A 20,614-nucleotide genomic window follows, 5' to 3' on the forward strand; every position below is an offset into this window, starting at 1 on the left:
CGTTTTCCCCACAGGCGTGGGGATGAACCGCTCGGACTCAGCGTAGGGGAGCAATTCACACGGTTTTCCCCACAGGCGTGGGGATGAACCAGGATTTTGCCAGAAGGCACCAAATCAAAAACCCGTTTTCCCCACAGGCGTGGGGATGAACCGGTGCTCAGAGGGCACTGGAATGACGTGTGGCTGTTTTCCCCACAGGCGTGGGGATGAACCGTTCGGAGATCAGGAAGCCCTGAGGCGCAAATAGGTTTCCCCACAGGCGTGGGGATGAACCGACCTGCTTGCCGTTGTGGGTCACACTGGCCGCGTTTTCCCCACAGGCGTGGGGATGAACCGACCGACTCAGGAGGGGGAAGCAGCTCAATCTCGTTTTCCCCACAGGCGTGGGGATGAACCGCAGTCATGCCTGACTTCGTTGTGGCTCAAGATGTTTTCCCCACAGGCGTGGGGATGAACCGTCGAAGTGAGCACCTGATGTCCCAAAATCTAGGTTTTCCCTACATACGAGGGGATGAACTGTCGATGGTTTGCCAAAAAAGGCTTCAAGCCGCCAAGAAAATTATACCCAGAGTTTCAGAAGTTCCATTATGTCCTGCCAAAATGGATTGAGGTGGCTCACCCTATCAACGAGGTGCTTTATATCATTTCCTGGAAGTCGCTTGGGTCCATTCAGGGAAACTTCCCGAATCAAGCTAAGGGAAATCCCTTATTTTTGAAGCTTCTGCAAGACCTGCTGCCGTAACCTGTGAAAGAAGCACCATGACGTCATTCAAGCCCACACCTCCCCACGCCACCAGCCATCCCCGCTACACCCCAGAGGACCAGCAGTGGGTGGTGAAGGCCATCGAGCAGGGGTTGCGGATCCCGGACCTCGCCCGTCATCTGGAGCGCAGCGAGTCAGGCATCCTGAGTTTCCTGGCCCGTTACGGGATGCTCGGCATGTACCTGACACGTCACCCCGAGGACAAAGTGGTGCACAAGAAATTCTCGGCTGAGCAGGTGCGAGAACTGATCAAAAAGCCGTACCAAAAGGTCCCCGAGGTTTCCGCAGCGTTGGTGGAACGCCAAAAAGAACGCCGGGATCAAGATGAAGATCTCAGGAAAAAACTGCTGGCCGAGCTTGAGTCTGGAGCCACTGCGCAGGAGGTGGCCCGGAGGCATGGCCGCACCCTGAAAGAGGTGTACCGGAAGCTTCACCATCTGGGGCTCGTGGAAACCTTGCTGTTGCAGCACCCGGGGCACCTCAGGGAATTGCAGGTGCATCTGGATGAGGTCACTTACGCAAAGTACGTGCTGAAGATGGACCGCTTGAAGAAGCAAAAGAAGCAGCCGTCCAGTACCAAGCCTGCCCCCCTCCCAGAGCAGAGCCCCACCCCTGTCCTTCCGAACCTGACTTTGCAGCAGCGGCTGGAGAGGCCATGTCCTGTTTTTGAGGGGTTTTGTGCCCAGCACAAGGTCTCCGACCTGCATGCCCGGCAAGCCTTAAAGCAAATGCAGAAACGCAAGGTGATGGTCCTGATCCGGCGGCACGGCTGGTTTGCTGCGCCCAGAGCCACCCTTGAAGAACTTGCAGCGGAATTGCAGGTGAGCAAAGAGCGGGTGCGTCAACTGCAAGCCAAATCCGAGAAAGCCCTGATTGGCATGGGGCGCCGTCTGAAAAAGCAGCAGGAGGAAACTCCAACCCTCCCCACTGCGGATGAGGTCGCGGAAAAACCCGAGCAGGTCCAGTGGGCTGAGGTGCAAAGCCGCCTTCCAGCAGGGTGGCGGGTGATGGATCTGGAAGTCACCCTCGGGGGTGAACTGATTGAAGGGGTGCTGGTGGGTCGGGAGCAGGTGTGGCACTTCACCGCCAATGACGCCCCGTTGATGGTGTTTCCTTTGCTGGACACCCGGGTGCTGGTGGGGCACAACCTGAGGCGCTTTGACCTCCCTCACCTCAGGCACTTCATGCAGCCCTCTTTGCTGAGTCAGCTGGGAGAGCGGGTGCTGGACACTTTGGAGTTGTGCTCACTGGTCTTCCCGGGCGAGCCCACCCAGGCCCTCGAGAAACCGTACCGGGAGTACGTCAGCCAGAGCGATCCGCTGGAAGACACCCTGGAAACCCACCTGCGCTTCGAGAAAGCCAGAGCCCAGATTCCGCAGCTTTCCCCGGTGCTGCATCAAGCAGCAAGGCGACTCTTGCCGGTTGGACCCCTCAGGGACCTGTTTGATGAGGTGGACGCAGTGTGGCCACCTGAACTCCACAACCTCAAAACCCACCTGTGGTCCCTTCCCCTGCAGCGAGAAGAGAACCTCGGGGCGTTGATTTACCTGTCGTGGGCTTTGCAGCAAGACCGGGTGTCGCACCGCCGTCCAGCGTGGACGGAACGCACCTTTGAGGGTTTTGCGGAGGCCGAAAGGCACCACCAGCCCCTGAACCTCTCAGAAGCACACCTCACCCGGGAACTGCAAAGCTTTTACGGGGAGGAGTACCGTTTCCGGGAAGGTCAACTGGAGATTGTGCAGGCCCTGATGAAAGGGGAAACCGTCCCTTTGGGCCTCCTTCCCACCGGTGGAGGCAAGAGCCTGACTTTTCAGTTTCCGGCCCTGTTTCTCAGCAAGCACCGCCGGGGCCTCACCGTGGTGGTGTGCCCGCTTCAAGCCCTGATGGAAGATCAGGTGCTGAACTTGCAACTGCAGCTCCCCCAGTGGGCAGAAAGGGCAGCTTTTCTGAGCGGAACCCAGAGCCCGGAAGAGCAGCGCAAAGTGCTGGATGGGGTGTGGGAGGGCCGCATTGACCTTTTGTACGTCTCGCCGGAGCGCCTGAGGAACGTGGCGGTGCAGGGGATGCTGCGCCACCGGCAGCCCCACCTGTGGGTGCTGGATGAAGCGCACACCCTCTCCCAGTGGGGCATGGATTTCAGGCCGGATTTTTTGCGCATCCCCCGGATCATTCGGGACATCCATGAAGGCGGGCAGCTTCCCCTCTTGGGTTTCGTGACCGCCACCGCCACCCAGCAGGTGGTTTCGGATTTGCAAGAAAAATTCGTGCAGGAGTTGCAGCCCCTGCTGGGCAGGCCCATGCAGAAAGTGCCTCTGGAGGTGACATTTCGCTGGCGCAGCGAAATCCAGACTGAAGTCCGGCAGGTGCCGCGCAGCGAACGCCTGAAGGTGATCGTGGAAAAGCTGCACCTTGCCCGGGAGCAGGGGGTGTCGATCGTTTACGTGCAGTCCCGCATGCTCGCAGAAAGTTACGCCCAACTTCTGGAAGAGCAGGGTTTCCTGTGCCGGGCCTTTCATGCCCGCATCACCCCGGCAGAGAAGCGCGCGGTGCTGCAGCAGTTCAAAGATGGAGAACTGGAGGTGGTGGTGGCCACCAGTGCCTTCGGGATGGGCATTGACCGGGCAGGGATTCACACGGTGATTCATGCAGGGCCGCCTTCCAGTCCAGAAAGCTACCTGCAAGAAATCGGTCGGGTGGCCAGAAAGCCAGGTGAGACCGGACACGCCTTGTTGTTGTGGGACGACCGCGATTTTCAGATGCTGTTCGAGCATGAGAAAAACAACCGCATTGGCAGTGAAAAAGCCCTCAAGGACACCTGGAATGTGGTCAAAAAACGCCTGTCGTCTCCCCCACTGCACCGCTGGGTGTCCAGCTTTGAACTCAGCCACCTGCTGCCCCAGGACGACCCGGAAGCGCTGGTGACCCAGTCGAGGGTGGCCCTGTTTGCCCTTGAGCGTTACGAGCTGGTTTTTGAGGGAGAGCAGCGACCCGCGGTCCTCAAAATCACCTTGCACCCCAGCCAGCAAAAGTTGGGGGTGGAGGGCCGCAAGCTGCTGAAGCTGTTTTCCCACCACTCCACCCGCATGGGGGTGGAATTGCAGGTGGACATCCGCGAAGCCGCGCTGTTGTGCAGCCTGACCCCCGCCAGGGTGATCAGGGGGCTGGGTCAACTGGTGAAAAGCGGTCATGCCCGCTGGAGTTATCAGGTGTCTTTGCGGGTCAGGCGCGGGGCAAAAGGCCGTCTGGACGCCGTGACCGCCAGTGTGCGGGCCTTTCTCGCCCACCTCACCGAGGAGCCGGACGTGGACCTGCAGCAACTGCACCTCGAGCAGGTGAATGCCGATTTGATGCGCAGGGGCAAACAGGCCCGGCTGCACCTCGCCCTCAAAGCCGCCTCCAGTCTGGGTTTGTCCCACACCCGCATGGAGCGCCTCACCGCCCGCATCACCTTCACCGACCCTGACCTTTCTGTGGGAGGGTGGGCCATGAAATTCGATGAACGCTACGGGCAATTCCGGGGCTTTGCCCTTGAGGTGCTCGAAAAAATGCAGGAGGTGGGTGAAGGCCTGACCCTCAATGTGGCCGAGTTGGAGCAGCACTTCCCTCCCAGCGGTGACCTCACAGTGCTGGACGGCCTCGGTGCCCTGCAGGTGCTGGGGGTGCTGGATTTCACCCGAGGGGATTTCGAGCAAGGCTCGGTGTTTCACCTGAAAGCCGGCACCCGGCCCCGCTACAACGCGGTGGCTTACCGGCCTCTGGAGCAGCATTACGAGAACCGCGCGAGGCGGCTGCACGCCATGCGGGAAATCCTCAAGCAACCCGACGAAGCAGAGCGCACCCGGCTGATCACCAGTTACTTCACCGAAGACCTGCAGGTGTTCTGTGAGCGTCACCTGCCTTACCCGGAGACTGCAGGCACCCTGCAAATCCCCGAGTTTCAGCACAAAATCCTCTCGAACCTCAGTGACACCCAAAGACAGATTGTGCTGGACAGCACCTCCCGGGCGCTGCTGGTGCTGGCGGGGCCGGGCTCTGGGAAGACCCGCACCATCGTGCACCGGGTGGCGAATTTGGTGGCCTTGAGGGGGGTTCCCGCCGAACGGGTGCTGGTGCTGGCCTACAACCGCACCGCAGTGGCAGAAGTGCGCGAGCGCATCAGTGAACTGATTGGGGAGCTCTCCATCCACGTGGACGTGTTCACCTTTCACGGCTTGGCCCGCAAACTCACCGGGCTCAGCGAAAAAGACGCTCCGGACACCCTCAAAGACCCCCAGCAGAAATTCGACTGGATCCTGAAAGAGGCCATCCAGCACCTCAAAGAGCACGACAGTCCCTACCAGTACGTGCTGGTCGATGAGTATCAGGACATCAAAACCCTCGAGTACCAGTTTGTGACCTTGCTGGCCCGCTTTGACGGCAACGCCGACGAAGAGGAAAGCGAACAGCGGGGTTACCTGGTGGCTGTTGGGGATGACGACCAGAACCTGTACAGCTTTCAAGGGGCAGACATCCGCTTCATTCACCAGTTCCAAGAGGATTATCAGGTGGGGCAAGACAAAGTCCTCACCCTCTCCACCAACCACCGTTCCGGGCCGGGCATCGTCAAGGTGGCCAACCGCTTCATCGAATTCACCATTCCCCACACAGAGCGCCTCAAAGGGGAACACAACCGCATCACCAGCCAGCACGAAACCGGCGGGGAAGTGCGACTGGGGCGCTACACCCGAAGGCTGGACGCCGCGTTCACCATCGCCCAAGAAATCCAGAGGTTGCTTCAAAAGGAGGTCCCACCCGAAGAAATTGCGGTGGTGGCCCGCACCTGGGAGGAACTCAGCGAAGTGCAGCACTTCCTGCGCGAAAAAGGCATCCGGGTGCAACTCCTCAACGTGCATGACCAGTTGCGTCCAGTGTCTTCTCTGGTGGGCCGGGAAGTGCAGTCGGTCCTGCTGGAAGACAAAGGCAAAGTGAGTGAAGACCCGCGTCAAACCCTCGAAGACACCCGCCTTTTGCTGAACCTCAGTTCCAGAGATCACTCGTGGCCTGCCCTTCTGGACAGCGTCTCCAAACTCACCCGACCAACTTTTGAGCAGATGGCCCTGCGCATGGAAAACACCCGCCCGATCTCCCCTCAGGGGGTGGTGCTTTCCACTTACCACAGTGCCAAGGGCTGTGAATTTGAACAGGTGTTCGTGCTCAGCGAAAACGTGCCCCCTGAAGCCACCCGGGACGACACACGCGCCCTGTATGTGGCCCTCACCCGCGCCAAACGTGGTCTTCACGTCCTTCGCCACGAGCACACCTGCCACCCAGCCCTGAAAAACCGGGATTTTCAACTGGGCCTCTTGCAAGACGGAGTCACCCCTTTCCCGGTGCAGGCCCCAGCAGAGGACCCCACCCACCTGACTTTTGAAATCATGCCCGACCCCAGCGATTTTTACCTGTCCTCCCCCAGAGTGGTGCATGTGGACGGACGCCTCGCTGTGCGGCGATTCGCCCAGCAGTGGGGACCTCTGGAACTGCATGGGAACTTGGTCACCCACTTCGGGCAACCGGTGGCCCACCTCAGCAAGCACAGCACTCTGGTCTCGCGGATCCTCAAGTACCAGAGCCAGCAAGGCAAAATCACCCCGGTGGGTCACATGGTGATGCAATGCCTCAGGGACGATGAATGGTACGAAAGGGCAGGTTACGAAGGGCCCGAAGACCACCATCACCTGGTGCTTCCGGTGTTCCGGGTGACCTTGCCGTTCAGAGGGACCTCTCCAAGATCACCCTGAGGCCCGTGGGACAGCCAGGAACAGGCTGACAGACAATTTTCAAAAATGTGGAGAGCTGTTCAATGACAAGCCCTTGGCTTGAGGGTGATACGCTGCATTCATGGGCCTTGATGAACAACTGAATCGCATTCGCAGCAAATTGAAGCATGTGCAAGAAAAAAATCCACAGGGCAGGGATCCCAGAGAACTGGTTCTGCAACCGCCTTTAACGCTTTCCCAGGTGGAACAGTTCGAGAGCAAACATGGCATCACCCTGCCAGAAGATTTTCGCCGATTTGTGCTGGAGGTGGGCTCCAGTGGTTTCGGCCCAGCTTACGGCCTGGAAACCCTGGACCGCTGGTTTTGTGAAGCGGACGCTCCAGACGGCATCCAGAAACCTGCCATCGTGCAACCTGACCTGCAGGCCGAACACTGGTGGGAAGACTTTGGGGTGGATGAGGATGAACGCTACCAAGGCACCCTTTACATCGCAACCCACGGCTGCACCTATGAAATCCTTCTGGTCCTGAATGGCCCCCACCGTGGACGGGTGGTTTATGTTGACCTGGACGAATACACCAGACCTTTTTTTCCAGAGAACCAGAGCTTTGTGTCTTGGTATGAGCGCTGGCTGGATGAAAATCTGTGGGGTTACGACCTGGACTGGTTCGGGTACACAGTGCCTGGCACAGAGGCAGACCTGTTGAGAATGGCTTCTTCGGCAGCCTTTCCTGTACAGAGGCGTTGTGACGCGATCCTGAGTCTGTGGCGCCTCCCCTCTCTGAGGAGCGAGACCGTGCAATTCCTGGTGGATGGGCTCTCTGAAACAGAGGAGGTTGCCCTGGCCAGCATCCAGATCCTGAAAAACCTGGTGAGAAACCTGGTGAACCACTTTCTGCTTCCGGTGCTTTCGGATCAAAGGCCTGGAGTGAGGCAAGAAGCCTTCAGCAAAATCATCTGGGCAAACAAGCCACCTGGTCCCTACACCCTGGAGCGACGAGCACTGGTCACAGATCCTGCCACACCCCAACAGTCCCTTGACCTCCTGCAATTCCTGAAGGACCACTTGCAAGACCCAGATGGAAAAGTGGCTGCCACTGCCGTGACTGCCCTGGCAGACCTGGATCAGCCCCTGTATTCCTTTCAGGAGTTGCGTCAAAGCCCTCACCCTGAGGTGCGAGCAGTTTATCTGGATCAATTGGGGCATCAGGCGCTGCAAGAACCCTACACCACGGATGAGCAGCAACACATGTGGGAATGGATGCTGGCTGGCCTGGAGGATCCAGATGCACAGGTGCGCAACAAGGCCGTTTCCGGCTTAAAGACCTTCACCCACCAGGTGGATGATCCCGAACACCCACCTCTGAAAGAAGTGTGGAGAAGCACCAGCATCCAGCGGTTGCATGAGGGATTCACCACAGAACCTGATGTGGAAGTGCGCAAAACCATTCTTTTCGTGGCAAGGTACGCTTTCGACCTGTCAGGCGCACAGACCATTTTCCTGATGGCCGCACAGCAGCCGGACCTGGCCACCCGCCAGGCAGTCTTGAGCGAAATTGATGAAGCATTCCGGAATGGTGGGGCAAAACCCTCTGACGGGTTCCGCAAAGAACCCACCATTCATCAGGTGCTGGACCTCCTGTCTCAAGGCGATGTGGTGGTTCCAGAAGAACAAGCGCTGACCCTTCAGGCCCGCAAACTCCGCAAACGGTGCTTTTGAAAGGAGAAAAATGCTGGATCTCAAGCAACTTCAATGCCTGGGGGTCAAAGAAGAAATTTTGTCACAGCTGTCCCCCTGTACGCAGGTTCATCAGGCAGGGCAGGTGGAGGAATGGACGTACAGCTTGCAGGTGGGACAGCCAAAAGGAAAACATGTGGTGATCGGCAGTGGTGACTGCTCCTTGCTCTGGCTGGACATGGAGTCCGGGCACATTTTCATTTCTGATGAGGACGGTGATGGAGTTACGCCAACCAGGGTTTGTGCGCGTTTCTGGCTTGCCTGAACTTGCATGACCAGTTGTTTCTGCAACTGAACCGGCCTCTGCATGAAACAGACGAGGAGGCTCTGGAGCATGGTAGGCGGCTCAGACAGTCCATGCTGGCTGTGGACGCATCGATGAGGAACGCTGGAAGCCACCCAGCGAAGCTGGCAGGCATGGACCGCCAGCCGCAACCTCACCTTGCACCACCCGGATGACCTCACCGAATTCCTCGCCTCGGTGGTGCAGGCCCAGCAACTCCTCGCAGCCCAACAGAACCGCCGCAGGCTGCAAGAACAACTCCAAAGGGACCTGCACCAATTCAAGGAAGAAGCCCTCTCCCTGCTGACGGTGTTTCAGACCGAACTCCCACAAGACCCCAGTGACGTGCTCACTGCCGTGCAAGCCCTGCACCTGCAGTTGCAAGAGGCCCTGAGGGTCCAGCAACGCCAGCAGGACCTGCACACCCACCTCGAACACCTGACACGCGAAGTGCAAGACGCCCAGCAGCAATTGGATCAAGCCCGCTTCAAACTTCAGGAACAACATGTGCTGGCCCAGCGGGCCGATGAAAACGCCCAGAAAGAATTGCAGTACGCCCAAAAACAACTCGAGCAGGCCGAGGACGCCGTCCAGCACGCCACAGCACAATTCCTTGCCTGGGCCGCCAAGCACCAGTTGGTCTCCCAACACCCCAGCGAGGCCCGCACCGAACTCCTGATGGTCCAGGACGCCAGCCGGCAACTGCACAACCTCACCCAGGCTGAACTTGAACACCAGCACCTGCACAACCAGACCAGCTTCTTCGAAAGCACAGCCGCCAAGGTACTCGCACAGGCAGGGCGCCCCCAGAGCGGCTCGGGATTCGAACTGCTCGAAGCCCTGCGTCAGGCGGTCCGTGACCTTGAGGAGGCCCAGCAGCAACAGCAGGCCCTGCAAATCACCGCACGCAAAATGAAAGAGGTGGATCAGGAACGTCAGGAGCTGGAGAAACGCATCCACACCTTCCGTCAGGCCCTGCGCCAGACCTACAGCCGCCTGAACGTCACCTCCCTCAGCCAGTTGCGCGAACACTGGACCTTGCAGCAAGAACGCCTCAAACTCGAACAGCGGGTGCATGAAGCCGCCCTTTACGTGCACCGCTCCAGCGGCCAGCACGCTGAAGCCATCATCCAGCAACTCAATCAGGCCCTACCCGTCGAATGGAAAAGCGAACAACAGGAGGTGCAAGAAGAACTCCACACCCTCGACCAGCAGGTGGAAGACCTGCACCTGCAGCTCGCCCAGCTGGACGTGCGGCTGCAACAACTCGAAGAGTCGGCTTCGGCCACCCAGCTCAAACAGACCCTTGAACACAAACAAACCCAGCTGGTGCGAGATGCCCAGCAGTGGGTGGTCCGTCGCCTCGCCCAGCAACTGCTGTCCGGCACCCTCAAAGAGTACGAGCGCACCAAAGGACCCGAAGTGCTCCGCCACGCCTCAGAGGTGTTCGCCAGCATCACCGAAGGCCGCTACCAGCGGGTGCGGGCCAACGACAACCACACCCAGTTGCGGATTTTTCAGGAAGACGACCAACCCCTCGACGTGCAGCAACTCAGCCGCGGCACCCAGGAGCAACTCTACCTCAGCGTGCGGCTGGGCCTCGCCCGGGTGCTGGGGGAACGCACCGTGCGCCTGCCCCTGATCATGGACGATGTGCTGGTCAACGCCGACCCAGATCGGGCCAGTGGTCTGGCGCAGGCCCTCGCGGAAGTCAGCCATGAGCACCAGGTGATCTACCTCACCTGCCATCCCCTCCACACCCAGATCCTGCAAGCGGCCCAGCCCGCAGCGCACGTGTTGAAACTGCAACGCCTGCAGGCCGGGGGGCAGGTGTCTGGACCGGATACACCCCTGCTGCAAAACCTGCAGGCCAACCACATCCTCGAATACCTCTCTCAGGAAGGCGAACCGCGCAGCGCAGAGCAAATCCGACTGGCCCTCAACGCAGAACAGGGCGCACTCAGCACCCTGCTGAGCCAGCTCATCAACGCCGGGAGTGTGGACCGAGTGGGCCAGAAGCGCGGCACCCGCTATGCCCTCAAAACCACCTCTGGGCTGGTCGGGGACTGAGGCTGAGCCCCGAGCCTCTCCAGAGAACACCACCGTGCGGGTCTGGAAATGGACCACTGAAACGGAATACAAGTGCCGGGGCTGGACCATCACCGTCCAGCCCCGCTCTCACCAGAGGTCCCAGCCAATCGCCCCTTTGAAGCCGTCCGGTGCAATCCGGTCAAACTGCTCCTCCATCTCCATGAGGGCAAAGTATTCCAGTTTGCGGGCCTGACTGCGACGCAACTTGTGGTACTTGCGCTTGTAAGGCTTCGCCCCTGTTCTGGAGCAGGTTTGCACACTCAAGTGGAGGCTTTTGCGGTACTTTGCGTAAGCATCCGTGCGGGAAGGGTCAACGTAGAACCTCACCACCACATGGTTTTTGATGCGCCAGAGGATCTTCTGGTGCCTTTGCCGGTGTTTCCTGAAAATCTTGTACGCCATGCTCGGGGCGCTCCTTTAACGCCCTAATGCATGGGGTCCTCCGGGTCACAAATTCGAACCATGCCATCAAGTTACCCGGAATCAGACGGTGAGACAGCAGCACTCTGGCTTAACTTCGAACACGTCAAGTGGCGGACAGGGCTTGCAACACCCGAACCCGGGCAGCAGGCAAGGTCACTTCAACACTGCTGTTCTCGCCGCTCGCTGACTTTGAAGTCCTTCAGCGCAGGAGAATTTATTGTTTTCTGCGCAGGATGAGTTTCACATGCGTGTTGTCCCTGACGGTGATGCCGAAATCCCTGTAGATGACATTCCGCAGGTAAGGCAACACGTAATGCTCGTGGTGCACGAAATAATAGTTGTTGCCCACAACTTCCAGAAGACGCTCATAGGGAAGAGAGAAGTAGTTTTCCCGGTTTTCACGGTCAAAATTGTCCTCATAGCGGTACTTCAGAAGGTAGTGAAGCATGTCCCGGTCTGAATGAATTTCACCCCAGAAGTCGGTGTATTCCTGAAGGGTCGAGGGGTTTGCTTTGGTTCTGAGGCGCAGCAGGTCGTTGATGTCAATCGGGCGGTTTGCTGTACGAGACAGGCTCATGTCCCGAATGAAGATGTACTCTGGGCACTCCGAAAAATTGCCCCCAAAGATGATTTTTTCGAATTGTCTCAGGTCTGTGCCGTAACTGTAGATCTCGTGCAAGACACTCGATAAGATCACCGCAGTTTTGTCCAACCCAAAAATGTTGGGAAGGTCGTTCATGTCACCCACAACCCGGACGCAGGGGTTGCTCTGGAACCTGTGGCGCAAAAGGTCCAGCATTTCAGGGCTGTTGTCCACTGCAAAATACCTTTTGGTGTTGCCAAAACGGTTGTAGAGCAGTTCGATCAAACTTCCATCTGCCGCTCCAAAATCAACAATGTTGTGGACTTCGTTGCAGTAGTCCAGAAAGTAAAGCTTGTCCATCAGGCCCTGCTGCATGGCGGCGTTGTATTCTTCCAGGATGTTGCCGTTCATCATGATCCGTCCTCCGTGAGACGCAAGTGCCAGAGTTTCAAAATCCCAAGGTCATCATGGGTGGTGCAGTGGGCTGTTGATCCGTCAGGCTGATGGTTTCTTTTTTCAGGCAAGCTGTTGCGCTGATGGGGTTGCCAACCTGCAGTTTCAAGTGTGGCACTTTTGTGTGGGCTTCTGAAAGAGGTGAGGGTTCAGTCGGTAGTGCGGCAAGAAAGACTTCCAAAAATGGCCTCATCTGTGGAGAGACCACAGAAACAGCCCAATGGAGGCACTTTCATGGGAAAGCAGCGCAAGAAGTGGCCTGCAAACCTCAAACAAACCATTGTCCTGAAAGTCCTCAAGGGCGAAGAGCCGGTGGCCGGCATCGCCAAGCGTTACGAAGTCAGCGAGCCTCTGGTCTATAAGTGGAAGGAACAGTTTCTGCAGGGAAGCATGAATGCCCTGTCCAACAAAAATGAGAGCTCCTGTGCAGCTTTGCAGAATGAAAATGACTGTCTGAAAAGACTGCTGGCTGAGAAAGAACTGGCACTGGACATCACAAAAAAGCTCCGAGGCCTCTAAACGTGGGGGAAATTGCAGCCCTCTACCCCAGACCTTATAGCGTTTTACCCGGCTGTCAGAAGTGGCTGACCACCACCTCAGGGATCACCTGCGTCAGAGGAAACAACGCGAAGCCCAGCAGCAGAAAGCGGCAGAACACAGCAAACAGGTCCTGCAACTGGTGGAACAGCACCCTACTTTTGGGTACCGTAAGCTGTACCAGCAATCGATGAAGTCAGGTTCTCCAGTGGGTCAGCGGTGGATTCGAGATTTTCTCAGACAGCAAAAGTTAAATCCCGCTCCGCACCGGAAACGCAGGCGACCCAAGGTGTAAACCTTGCCGGAGAGCAAGTGGCCTGAGAAACGTAGGGTGCAGATCGATGCCACCATGATTCAACCTCCCAAAGAAGGTAAAGTCTGGGTTTATCAGGTGTTGGACGTCAAAACCCGTCTGTCTCTGGCTTCCCTGGCGTTTTCTCAACTGTCCAGCTGGAATGCTTTACATGGCCTCAAAGCGGGAATCAATGAGCTCAATAAGTATGTGTCAGTCGATCGATTTATGATCCAGAGTGATGGTGGGTCCGACTTCACCAGTGCCCCCTTCCAGGCCCATTGCAAGGAGATCGGTGATTGGGCCAAGTGCAAGACCTCCCATAAGGGAGGAATGGGCGTTCTGGAGCGTCTTTATCGCACGTTGAAGTATGAAATGGTCTTTCGGCATGACCCACAGAATTTAACGGAGCTGAAAGCCCTGCTGCAGAAATTTCATCTGTGGTACAACACTGAGCGGCTTCATGCTGCGCTGGGGTATCAGACTCCGATGCAGATCGCCCAGCAAGAAGGTAAAATGCTCTTATCGGCTTGAAGCCTTTTTTGACGCACTATCAACTGATAAGGACAAATCGGTTCCCAGGTGGGTGCGGAGTTCTTGGGCCAGCGAAGGCAAGATGGGCACATACATACCCGTCACTACCCCCTTTGGCATGTCGAATGAAGACTTGTGGTAGATCCAAATCGAAGTGCACATCCCTGACCTCGATTTGTACGAACTTAAGCATTGGCGTGCTCCATACATCCCACTGGATCAGGTTGTGAGTCCCTTCTGGGGGCATAAAGGCGACGCACCCACTTGAGTGGGTGCGTCGCCTTTATGCTTGAAAGATCAAGAGAGCTCTTCACTGTGGCTGAAGTGTCAGATGGGGAACAGGTTTGCTCCGTAACGGATGTTAGTCGACCACAGTGTATCCCGTCTGGCCTGGGAAGCATTGATGTAGCCATTGATCGCCATGACACCTTTGTAGTAATAGCCGATTTCGTTGTTGTAGGAACGATCGGTACATGATCTTCCTTCAAGTCCTGTCTGGCCGCATCGATGACCAGCCCAGAAGTTGTTGGCAGTGCCTTTTCTGGGATCCAGTGGATCTGCTTTGGGCTCTGCTGTACTCCATTTGGCCATGGCTGCTTGCAGAATTCGGGTGGCCATGGCGTGATCTGTGTTGATGCGTTGCGCAATGGTTTGGCTGGTGCCGGGCCAGAGTTTGTTGTAATCGTCGTAATCCAAACTTCTGACAAAGGTGTCGTTGGGCCACATGTCACGCATGGCCAGTCGGATCATGTACCAGTTCATTTTGTAGAGGCCGAAGTTTGCTGCGTCTCCAGTTTTACCGTCACCGAATCCAAGCGGCCAGTTCCTTGGGTCGAGGGTTTTTTCTTCTGCCATGGCGATCACCAGTTGCAATTGACTTGCGCCCTGGTTTTTGATGGTTTGTTTGATGCTGATGCTTGCAGTGTTTTCGATGTAGATGGTGTAGCCACCGTAAGAAGCGGTGGCCTGGGGCAAGACTTCGCTTTTGAGGTCAGAAGATTCAGGTTGGGGCACTGAAGTGCCACAGGATACGAGGGCGCTGACAAATAGGGCGGTGACAGGAATGCTGTACTTCATTGTTGCCTCCTATGGCAATGGGTGAGCTCAGGTCTGGTCCACCTGATTCTGAACTTTTGGGCTTGTGTAGATGCTAACAGTTGCCGGTAGATATGTCAATACGAAAACCAAGAGATTTAGTAAACAATGTATGTTGTTTTGCATTCCGAAAATTCTGGGTACAGGGTGTTGTTTGTGCTTTGGTGTTGGGCATGATCGCTTTAAACAGGGTCTAAAGCGATATTTTAAGGGATTTGGTTTTCTTTGTTTGTTCTATAAGCAAACCAAACTGACAAAACCCAAAGATCGACTAGGAAGTTTGCCTATTTTTGTTACGCATTATTTATTTTGTTTACTAAACAATTGTGAATGAATGTGGACCAATAGAAAGTTTGGTCCACCAGTCAGGATCTCATGGACCAAAAAGAAAACGCAGGCAAAAATGAAAGAGCACCCCAAGCACCGTAAAACAGTTGTACACCGCAGGAATGTGTTGTTCACCCTTCACACAAACAAAAGAAACTGGGAAGCCCAATCCACTGTGCTTCATGCAATGGTCCAGAATGATTGTTCGCCACCCAATCCATGAAGATCATGTTCCAACGCGCGGAAATGGACCAGACAATCCAATTGCCACAGACCGAAGACCCCCGATGGGCTTCTACCTCTCCAAACAGACGGACGCCCATCGAGAGCAAAAGGAAACTCAAGCCCTCACAGTTTATGTTTCACAAATGCCATCAAAACAACTCAATTTTATGCAACCTTGCAAGTCAACAACTGTCGTTCTTGTTCACCGGGACCATGTTGTACTTCCATTTGTACTGAAAGTAAGTTTTCTTGGCGTTGCCTATCAGTGGGTGATCCATGCGGGTTGTTTTTCTTGCGGGTTTCCTTTCCACCTGAAGTTTCAGGTTCTCAATCATCAACACATGTCAGACCTCAAAGACCGAAGAGTCTGGGATCGTTGCTTTCCCAGCGGTTGATGCACTTCTGGGCTCCAATCCTGCAAGAGGCCCATACATCCACGCCGAAAGTGGTTTGGGCCCCTCTGGCGAACACTGTCTTCCAACTGGATTGATACCGCAATGTGGTCTTCACCCTGATCAAGGGAAATTTGCGTGTGTAAATGCCAGAGATGTCTTCGCTGCCTTGCAAGAATTCTGGGGCATGGCTTTCTTGGAACACATGTCGGCCTTTGAGGTAAAAGGTGTAAGGCAGAATGTAGCGAACCGGATCATTTCTCCTCTGTCGGCTTTCCCGTCATCTTTGGGTGTGGAGAGGCTTGCGCAACTCGCCAAGAGGATGGAACCGGTGATCAAAACATTTTTTTCATGTGCGGCCTCCAGAGGTGGTGTGCTTGAATGGGGATTTGTAGAGGGATGTTGTTTCAGAGTGTGTTTAGAGATCGATCAGGATTTTGCTGTTTTCAATGCCGAACAGTTTGATGTACAGACCGTCTTTTCCTTTTCCATCACTGTCGATGTGGTAGCCGGGTGTGGTGCTGTTCTGCAGGTCCCGGAGGGTGTTGTTTCGGGTGAGGGTGTAATTGGATTGACCGACAGGAACACTTTTCATGCCAGGGAGGAACAGGGTCAGTGCGTCTCCTCTGGGAATTTCGTATGCTTCCAGGTAGGTGGTCAGAATGGCGTCTCCATTCAGGTTGGAGACCTGGTAGGTGATGTTCTGATTGGTGATGATGGGCAGCTGCCAGGATGGCCGATTGGGATCTGCACTCTTGAGGGTTTGAGATGGGCCGTCCGAGCGCCTCAGGAGTGCAAGTCGGTCTTCTTTGTCGGTCACAAGTTTGATTTTTGCGTAGTTGTTCTGACAGATGGCCACGTCCGGCCAGAACGGTGTGGTCTGGCAGTTGCCGTTTTTCATGATGGCAAGGTTGCTGACCAAGTAAGTTCTGCGATTTGGGTCTTGAGGGATTCCTGCTCTGCGGGAGAAGTACTGGTCCACATCATGAAAGCTGGTGATGGTGCCGTTGTCGTCTGCTTTGTCGTATTGCCCATTCACCAAGATGCCGTTTTTGGCAAAAGTCCAGGTGAAATTACAAGGCTTTTATTGACGTGCAGTTCATCCACAATGTTGTGCTTCAAAGTTGGCTGGGGACAGATACCCCAGGGCCGAGTGAGTTCGACGCAGATTGTACCAGCCCATCATCCACGAAAACACAATTCTGCACGTTTCTTCTCGATTTCCAATGGCCTTGTCGAGACCCAGTTCCATCTTTAGGGTCGCCAAGAAGCTCTCCATGGCTGCGTTATCCCAGCAATTCCCTTTCCGACTCATGCTGCACGTGGCTTGCATGTCTTGTAGAGCTCGCTGATACTCCTGGGAGGGGTACTGGCACCCCCGGTCACTGTGATGCAAGAGGCCTGCAGCAGGTTTCCGGGTCTCCTGAGCCATCTGCAGGGCAGAAATCGCTAGTTTGGTCTCCAGGGTCGTCCCAAAGGCCCAACCCACCACTCTTCTGGAAAATACGTCCAGGATGACACTGAGATACAGCCACCCTTCATGGGTAGGTAAAAAGGTCAAGTCGGTGATCCATTTCTGGTCTTTGTGTGATGCGACAAATTGTCTGTCCAACACGTTCTCAGCCACAGGATCCCCTGCTTTGCTGCGGGTGGTTACGCGAAATTTCCGCTTACACCGCGTTTTCAGTCCACTTTCTTTCATCAGACGGGTGATCCGCTGACAGCTGACCTGCTGGCCTGCCTTCTCTAGCTCCCGTTTGATTCTGGGTGCACCATACGTGCTTTTGCTGTCCTGGTGAATCTTTCTGATTTCTGCCTTCAGCTGCTGGTCTTGTGTTTTTCTGCCGGCTTCAGGACGTCTCTTCCAGGCCAGGTATGCCGCAACTTTGACGCCCAGCAGGCGGGCCATGTGTTTTAAATACCGTAATGAAAAAATGTGAGTAGAATCACTTAGTGGGTTCTTCTGGAAGACACAGGTGTAAGCGATGGAAATCTTCCTGATAGGTGCTCTGCTGCTTGACCACTGCCAAGGCTGTACAAAGGATCTTATGTGCGAGAGCAACAAAAGCCACTTTGGCAGGCTTGCCCTTTGCTCTGAGCCTTTTGTAGAAAGACGAAAAGAAGCTTTGCGTTTTGACTGAACACACTGCTGCCTGGTAAGCCGCCTTCCTAAGTCTTGTATTGCCTTTCTTGCTGATCGAGGCATGGCCTCGATATTTGCCGGACTCTTGAATCTGAGGATTCAGTCCGGCAAATGCCACCAGCTTGCTCCCCGACTCAAAGTTCATCAAAGACGTTTCAGACAGGAAAACAGTGGCAATCTTGAAGCCTACACCCGGCAAGGAGAGCAGCGAGTCCAGTTGCTGCTTGACCTGTTGGTCCCTCTGGATCAGTTCTTTGATTTTGCGTTCCAGGTCCTTTTGCTGCCGTTCCAGCAATTCAAGCTGTGCTTGCCTTTGTTCTTCCAGAAAATCCATGGCATAAAAGGCATGTCCAGCCGTATGCTTTTTGTTTTTCAGTTGCACGATGCTGGTGGTCAACTCGTCTCTGGCCCGGGTCAGGCACTGCAGTTCGGCCAGCAAGTCCGTTTGAGGAACCCAAGAGTGGGGTTGTTGTCTGATTGCAAAAAGGGCAATGAGCTGGGCATCCATGCGGTCTGTTTTTGCCCTTCTGAGCAAACTTTTTCCAAAGGCATGAATTTGGGCCGGATTCATCACACTGAGCTTTACGCCTGCAGCGTGTAGAAAATAGGCCAGCTGCTGGTAATACACTCCAGTCGCCTCCATGCAGGCATGAAGCTGACTGACAGCTGCCCCACAAGAACCCAGTACATCCATCAGGGCAGAGAATCCTGTGGGTGTGTTGGGCAGCCGATCCCCTTTCAACACCTTTTCCTGGGCATCCAACAAGGCGAAGTCAAAGGTGTCACAGCTGATGTCAATCCCCAGATACCACGTCTCAGACATGAGATACTCCTTGGTGGAAGGTCTCTCGGTGTCGCCCAGGTTGCGGATAACTTTGTGTGCAGGCTGCAAGCCTAGAATACCGTTCTGGCTGTCTGGGTGTCCTGGACTGCTTTCAATTTAAAAAACGACCTTGGTGGGTCAGGCGAAATCTCGGGGTAGCAGCCCAGGAACCGAGGTGAGTCCATTATCCACCCTGGACCCATCTCTATTACACAAAGGCGAAATCCTTGCGGTTGTCCTCCATGAAGCGGTACTTCACTCCATTTCGGCCGCGAAGAATTTCGCCGCCCGCTTTAAAATTTCCCTTTCTATACGCAGGATTTCCACCTCCTTCTCCAGTTCCTTGATGCGCTTTTCCTGCTCGGTTAAAGCTGGCACGCCTCTTCCGGTAAAGACCGGGCGACCCTGCTCTTGAGCTTCCTTGTGCTTTTTGATCCAGCGGCCCAGAATCTGGTTGGGAATGCCCAGGTCCTGTGCCACTCGGGTCTGGGTGACCCCAGGCTGTAAGGCCAGCTGGACGGCATGAAGCTTGAAATCGGCGGTGTATTTGGTGGGCGTTTTGCGCATAAGTCTTCTCCCATTCTGCGGGATCAACTGAGCGTCAACAAAACCTTATCAAGTTCAAGGTTTCGTCGAAGTAGGCATCCAGAGGGATGCTGTCGTCGATGTCCATGAGTTGCAATTTGTGATTCATAAAACGCGTTGCAGCTCCCTGGGTGGGGAAAAGCACATCTTTGTTGGTGAATCCAGTGATGGCCACGTTGTACAGGTGGGCTGGACCATCATAGAAGGTGTAGGCTGCGTGTGGGTTGGGGTCTGTGTCAGGCTCGAAGTTGTTCCTGCCGATGATCAATGCGTTTTGGAGGCGGCTGTCGAAAGAGAAGAAGATGGCGCGTCTGTTGTTGGCGGCGCGCACCCCGATGAATTCCATGTCGTGCGCATGGGACCAAATTCCACGGGCGTTGGTGTGGTGGAAGCTGTAATTGGTGAAGATGCTGGGGGTTTGGGGATTGACGATGCCCATGTCATCTCGGGTGACAACCAGGGAGAATCCTTTTTCTGAGTGGGAAGCGTTGCGGTCGAAGTTGCCTCTGGGAATGAAGTCTTGGGGGCTGTGTGAGACGTACCAGTATCCCGATCCGTCTGAGCCGGCGGAGACGTTGTTGGTGAAGGTGTTTTTGCCGTTGGAAATCCAGTAGGTGGTGGGACCCATGGCTTCGTTGCCTCGTTTCGCCAGGTCTCCATCGACGCTGTAGACGGTATTTCTGTCTTGTGCTTTGTCTTGCGCAACGGTGTTTTTTGGGTTGGGTCTGCGTATGACTGCACCCAGATTGCGATCGAAGCGGTTTCCCGTTTCATCTCCATCTTCCAGGAAGTAGGCGTGGCCGATGATGTCATGACAGAAATTTCCGCTGACCCGGACGTTGTTGGTGCTGTGGACGGTGATGCAGCGGTTGAAGCTGTCATGGATGCTGCTGTTTTCGATGTATTGTCCACTGGCATCACCCAGCTCATGCCAGTGGACAGGGTATCGTCCCAGTTGGCCTTCTTGGCCCATGTTGCTGATTTCGATGTTGCTGAGGTAGAGTTTCCCCCCCATGTGCGCCATGATGTGCCCGCCCATTTGGGAGTTGATGGTGTAGTTTGTGGTGGTCACGCCACTTGCGGTGTTTTGAGCGTATGACTTTGCAACATCAACGTTTTGAACTTCGCTTTGGATGGTGATGTTCTGGGTCAACAGGCCGACTTCCACTTCCTTCTCAAAAGTCATGCTGTCGTAGCTTTGTCGTCCAATGTTTCTGGCTTTGTTGAGGCGTCCGTTTTTGAAGTTGATGCGGTTGCCTTCGATGGATGACACCGTGAATGTTTGTGCGTCTTCCATGCTGTAGTCATCTGACATGACGACAACTTGAACGTCTCCTTTGGCTCCAGAAAGCCAATTTTCGACGTTTTCATTGACGATCACGTGGTCCTGATGGGTGTGTGCAGTTTGCTGCAATTGCACCCAGCTTTTTCGTTTGATGCCGTGCAGCCTCAGCACACCACCGTTGCTGACCGAGATCTCAGTACCCGACAAGTTTGGGGAACAAAAGCTGAAGGCCTTCCAGTAAAGCCCACAATGGCTTCCTGAATAACTCCAGCAGCAGAGAAATCCC

The 20,614-nt window shown here is 55.4% G+C and carries 14 protein-coding genes and 1 CRISPR repeat array; of the genes, 5 read left to right on the forward strand and 9 right to left on the reverse strand.

Annotated features, from left to right (window positions below; all coding sequences use genetic code 11):
- Position 1: 1 nt before the first annotated feature.
- Positions 2 to 518: direct repeats of the CRISPR family, unit length 28 nt; unit sequence GTTTTCCCCACAGGCGTGGGGATGAACC.
- A 241-nt stretch (positions 519 to 759) separates the two neighbouring features.
- From Q371_RS24930 to Q371_RS24945, 3 genes are all read left to right on the forward strand, one after another.
- Positions 760 to 6,540, forward strand: a complete 5,781-nt coding sequence (locus tag Q371_RS24930) for a RecQ family ATP-dependent DNA helicase (RefSeq protein ID WP_034346431.1) — start codon at positions 760 to 762, stop codon at positions 6,538 to 6,540.
- 100 nt (positions 6,541 to 6,640) lie between these two features.
- Positions 6,641 to 8,239, forward strand: coding sequence for an SMI1/KNR4 family protein (locus Q371_RS24935; protein WP_034346433.1), 1,599 nt, complete (start codon positions 6,641 to 6,643; stop codon positions 8,237 to 8,239).
- Between the two features lie 460 nt (positions 8,240 to 8,699).
- Positions 8,700 to 10,610, forward strand: a complete 1,911-nt coding sequence (locus tag Q371_RS24945) for an ATP-binding protein (RefSeq protein WP_034346437.1) — start codon at positions 8,700 to 8,702, stop codon at positions 10,608 to 10,610.
- A gap of 108 nt (positions 10,611 to 10,718) precedes the next feature.
- Here the strand turns inward: Q371_RS24945 and Q371_RS24950 are convergent, their stop codons facing one another.
- On the reverse strand, positions 10,719 to 11,033 hold the full coding sequence (locus tag Q371_RS24950) for a hypothetical protein (RefSeq protein WP_034346439.1): 315 nt from the start codon (positions 11,031 to 11,033) through the stop codon (positions 10,719 to 10,721).
- Positions 11,034 to 11,268: 235 nt separating this feature from the next.
- Entirely contained in the window at positions 11,269 to 12,051 is a 783-nt protein-coding gene (locus Q371_RS24955) for a class I SAM-dependent methyltransferase (protein ID WP_034346442.1), read from the reverse strand.
- A gap of 180 nt (positions 12,052 to 12,231) precedes the next feature.
- On the opposite strand from Q371_RS24955, the gene Q371_RS24960 reads away from it, so the two are divergent.
- Positions 12,232 to 12,609, forward strand: a complete 378-nt coding sequence (locus Q371_RS24960) for a transposase (protein ID WP_157442939.1) — start codon at positions 12,232 to 12,234, stop codon at positions 12,607 to 12,609.
- Positions 12,610 to 12,925: 316 nt separating this feature from the next.
- A complete protein-coding gene (locus tag Q371_RS24965; protein WP_157442940.1) occupies positions 12,926 to 13,453 on the forward strand; it encodes an integrase core domain-containing protein in 528 nt (175 codons plus the stop codon).
- Positions 13,454 to 13,780: 327 nt separating this feature from the next.
- Here the strand turns inward: Q371_RS24965 and Q371_RS24970 are convergent, their stop codons facing one another.
- From Q371_RS24970 to Q371_RS25000, 7 genes are all read right to left on the reverse strand, one after another.
- On the reverse strand, positions 13,781 to 14,530 hold the full coding sequence (locus Q371_RS24970; RefSeq protein ID WP_034346444.1) for a lysozyme family protein: 750 nt from the start codon (positions 14,528 to 14,530) through the stop codon (positions 13,781 to 13,783).
- A 921-nt stretch (positions 14,531 to 15,451) separates the two neighbouring features.
- Positions 15,452 to 15,697 carry a hypothetical protein gene (locus Q371_RS24975; protein ID WP_034346446.1) on the reverse strand — a complete coding sequence of 82 codons (246 nt, stop codon included), beginning with the start codon at positions 15,695 to 15,697 and terminating at the stop codon, positions 15,452 to 15,454.
- A 213-nt stretch (positions 15,698 to 15,910) separates the two neighbouring features.
- A complete protein-coding gene (locus Q371_RS24980; RefSeq protein ID WP_034346450.1) occupies positions 15,911 to 16,534 on the reverse strand; it encodes a hypothetical protein in 624 nt (207 codons plus the stop codon).
- Positions 16,535 to 16,591: 57 nt separating this feature from the next.
- On the reverse strand, positions 16,592 to 17,401 hold the full coding sequence (locus Q371_RS24985) for an IS3 family transposase (protein ID WP_051965254.1): 810 nt from the start codon (positions 17,399 to 17,401) through the stop codon (positions 16,592 to 16,594).
- Between the two features lie 37 nt (positions 17,402 to 17,438).
- Positions 17,439 to 18,527, reverse strand: a complete 1,089-nt coding sequence (locus tag Q371_RS24990; protein WP_157442941.1) for an IS110 family RNA-guided transposase — start codon at positions 18,525 to 18,527, stop codon at positions 17,439 to 17,441.
- A gap of 186 nt (positions 18,528 to 18,713) precedes the next feature.
- Positions 18,714 to 19,025, reverse strand: coding sequence for a transposase (locus tag Q371_RS24995; RefSeq protein WP_034346454.1), 312 nt, complete (start codon positions 19,023 to 19,025; stop codon positions 18,714 to 18,716).
- A gap of 34 nt (positions 19,026 to 19,059) precedes the next feature.
- Positions 19,060 to 20,499: a right-handed parallel beta-helix repeat-containing protein gene (locus tag Q371_RS25000; RefSeq protein WP_034346458.1), complete on the reverse strand. Its 1,440-nt coding sequence runs from the start codon at positions 20,497 to 20,499 to the stop codon at positions 19,060 to 19,062.
- Positions 20,500 to 20,614 lie beyond the last annotated feature (115 nt).

It is taken from the genome of Deinococcus misasensis DSM 22328 (genome assembly GCF_000745915.1).
GTDB classification, from domain to species: domain Bacteria; phylum Deinococcota; class Deinococci; order Deinococcales; family Deinococcaceae; genus Deinococcus_C; species Deinococcus_C misasensis.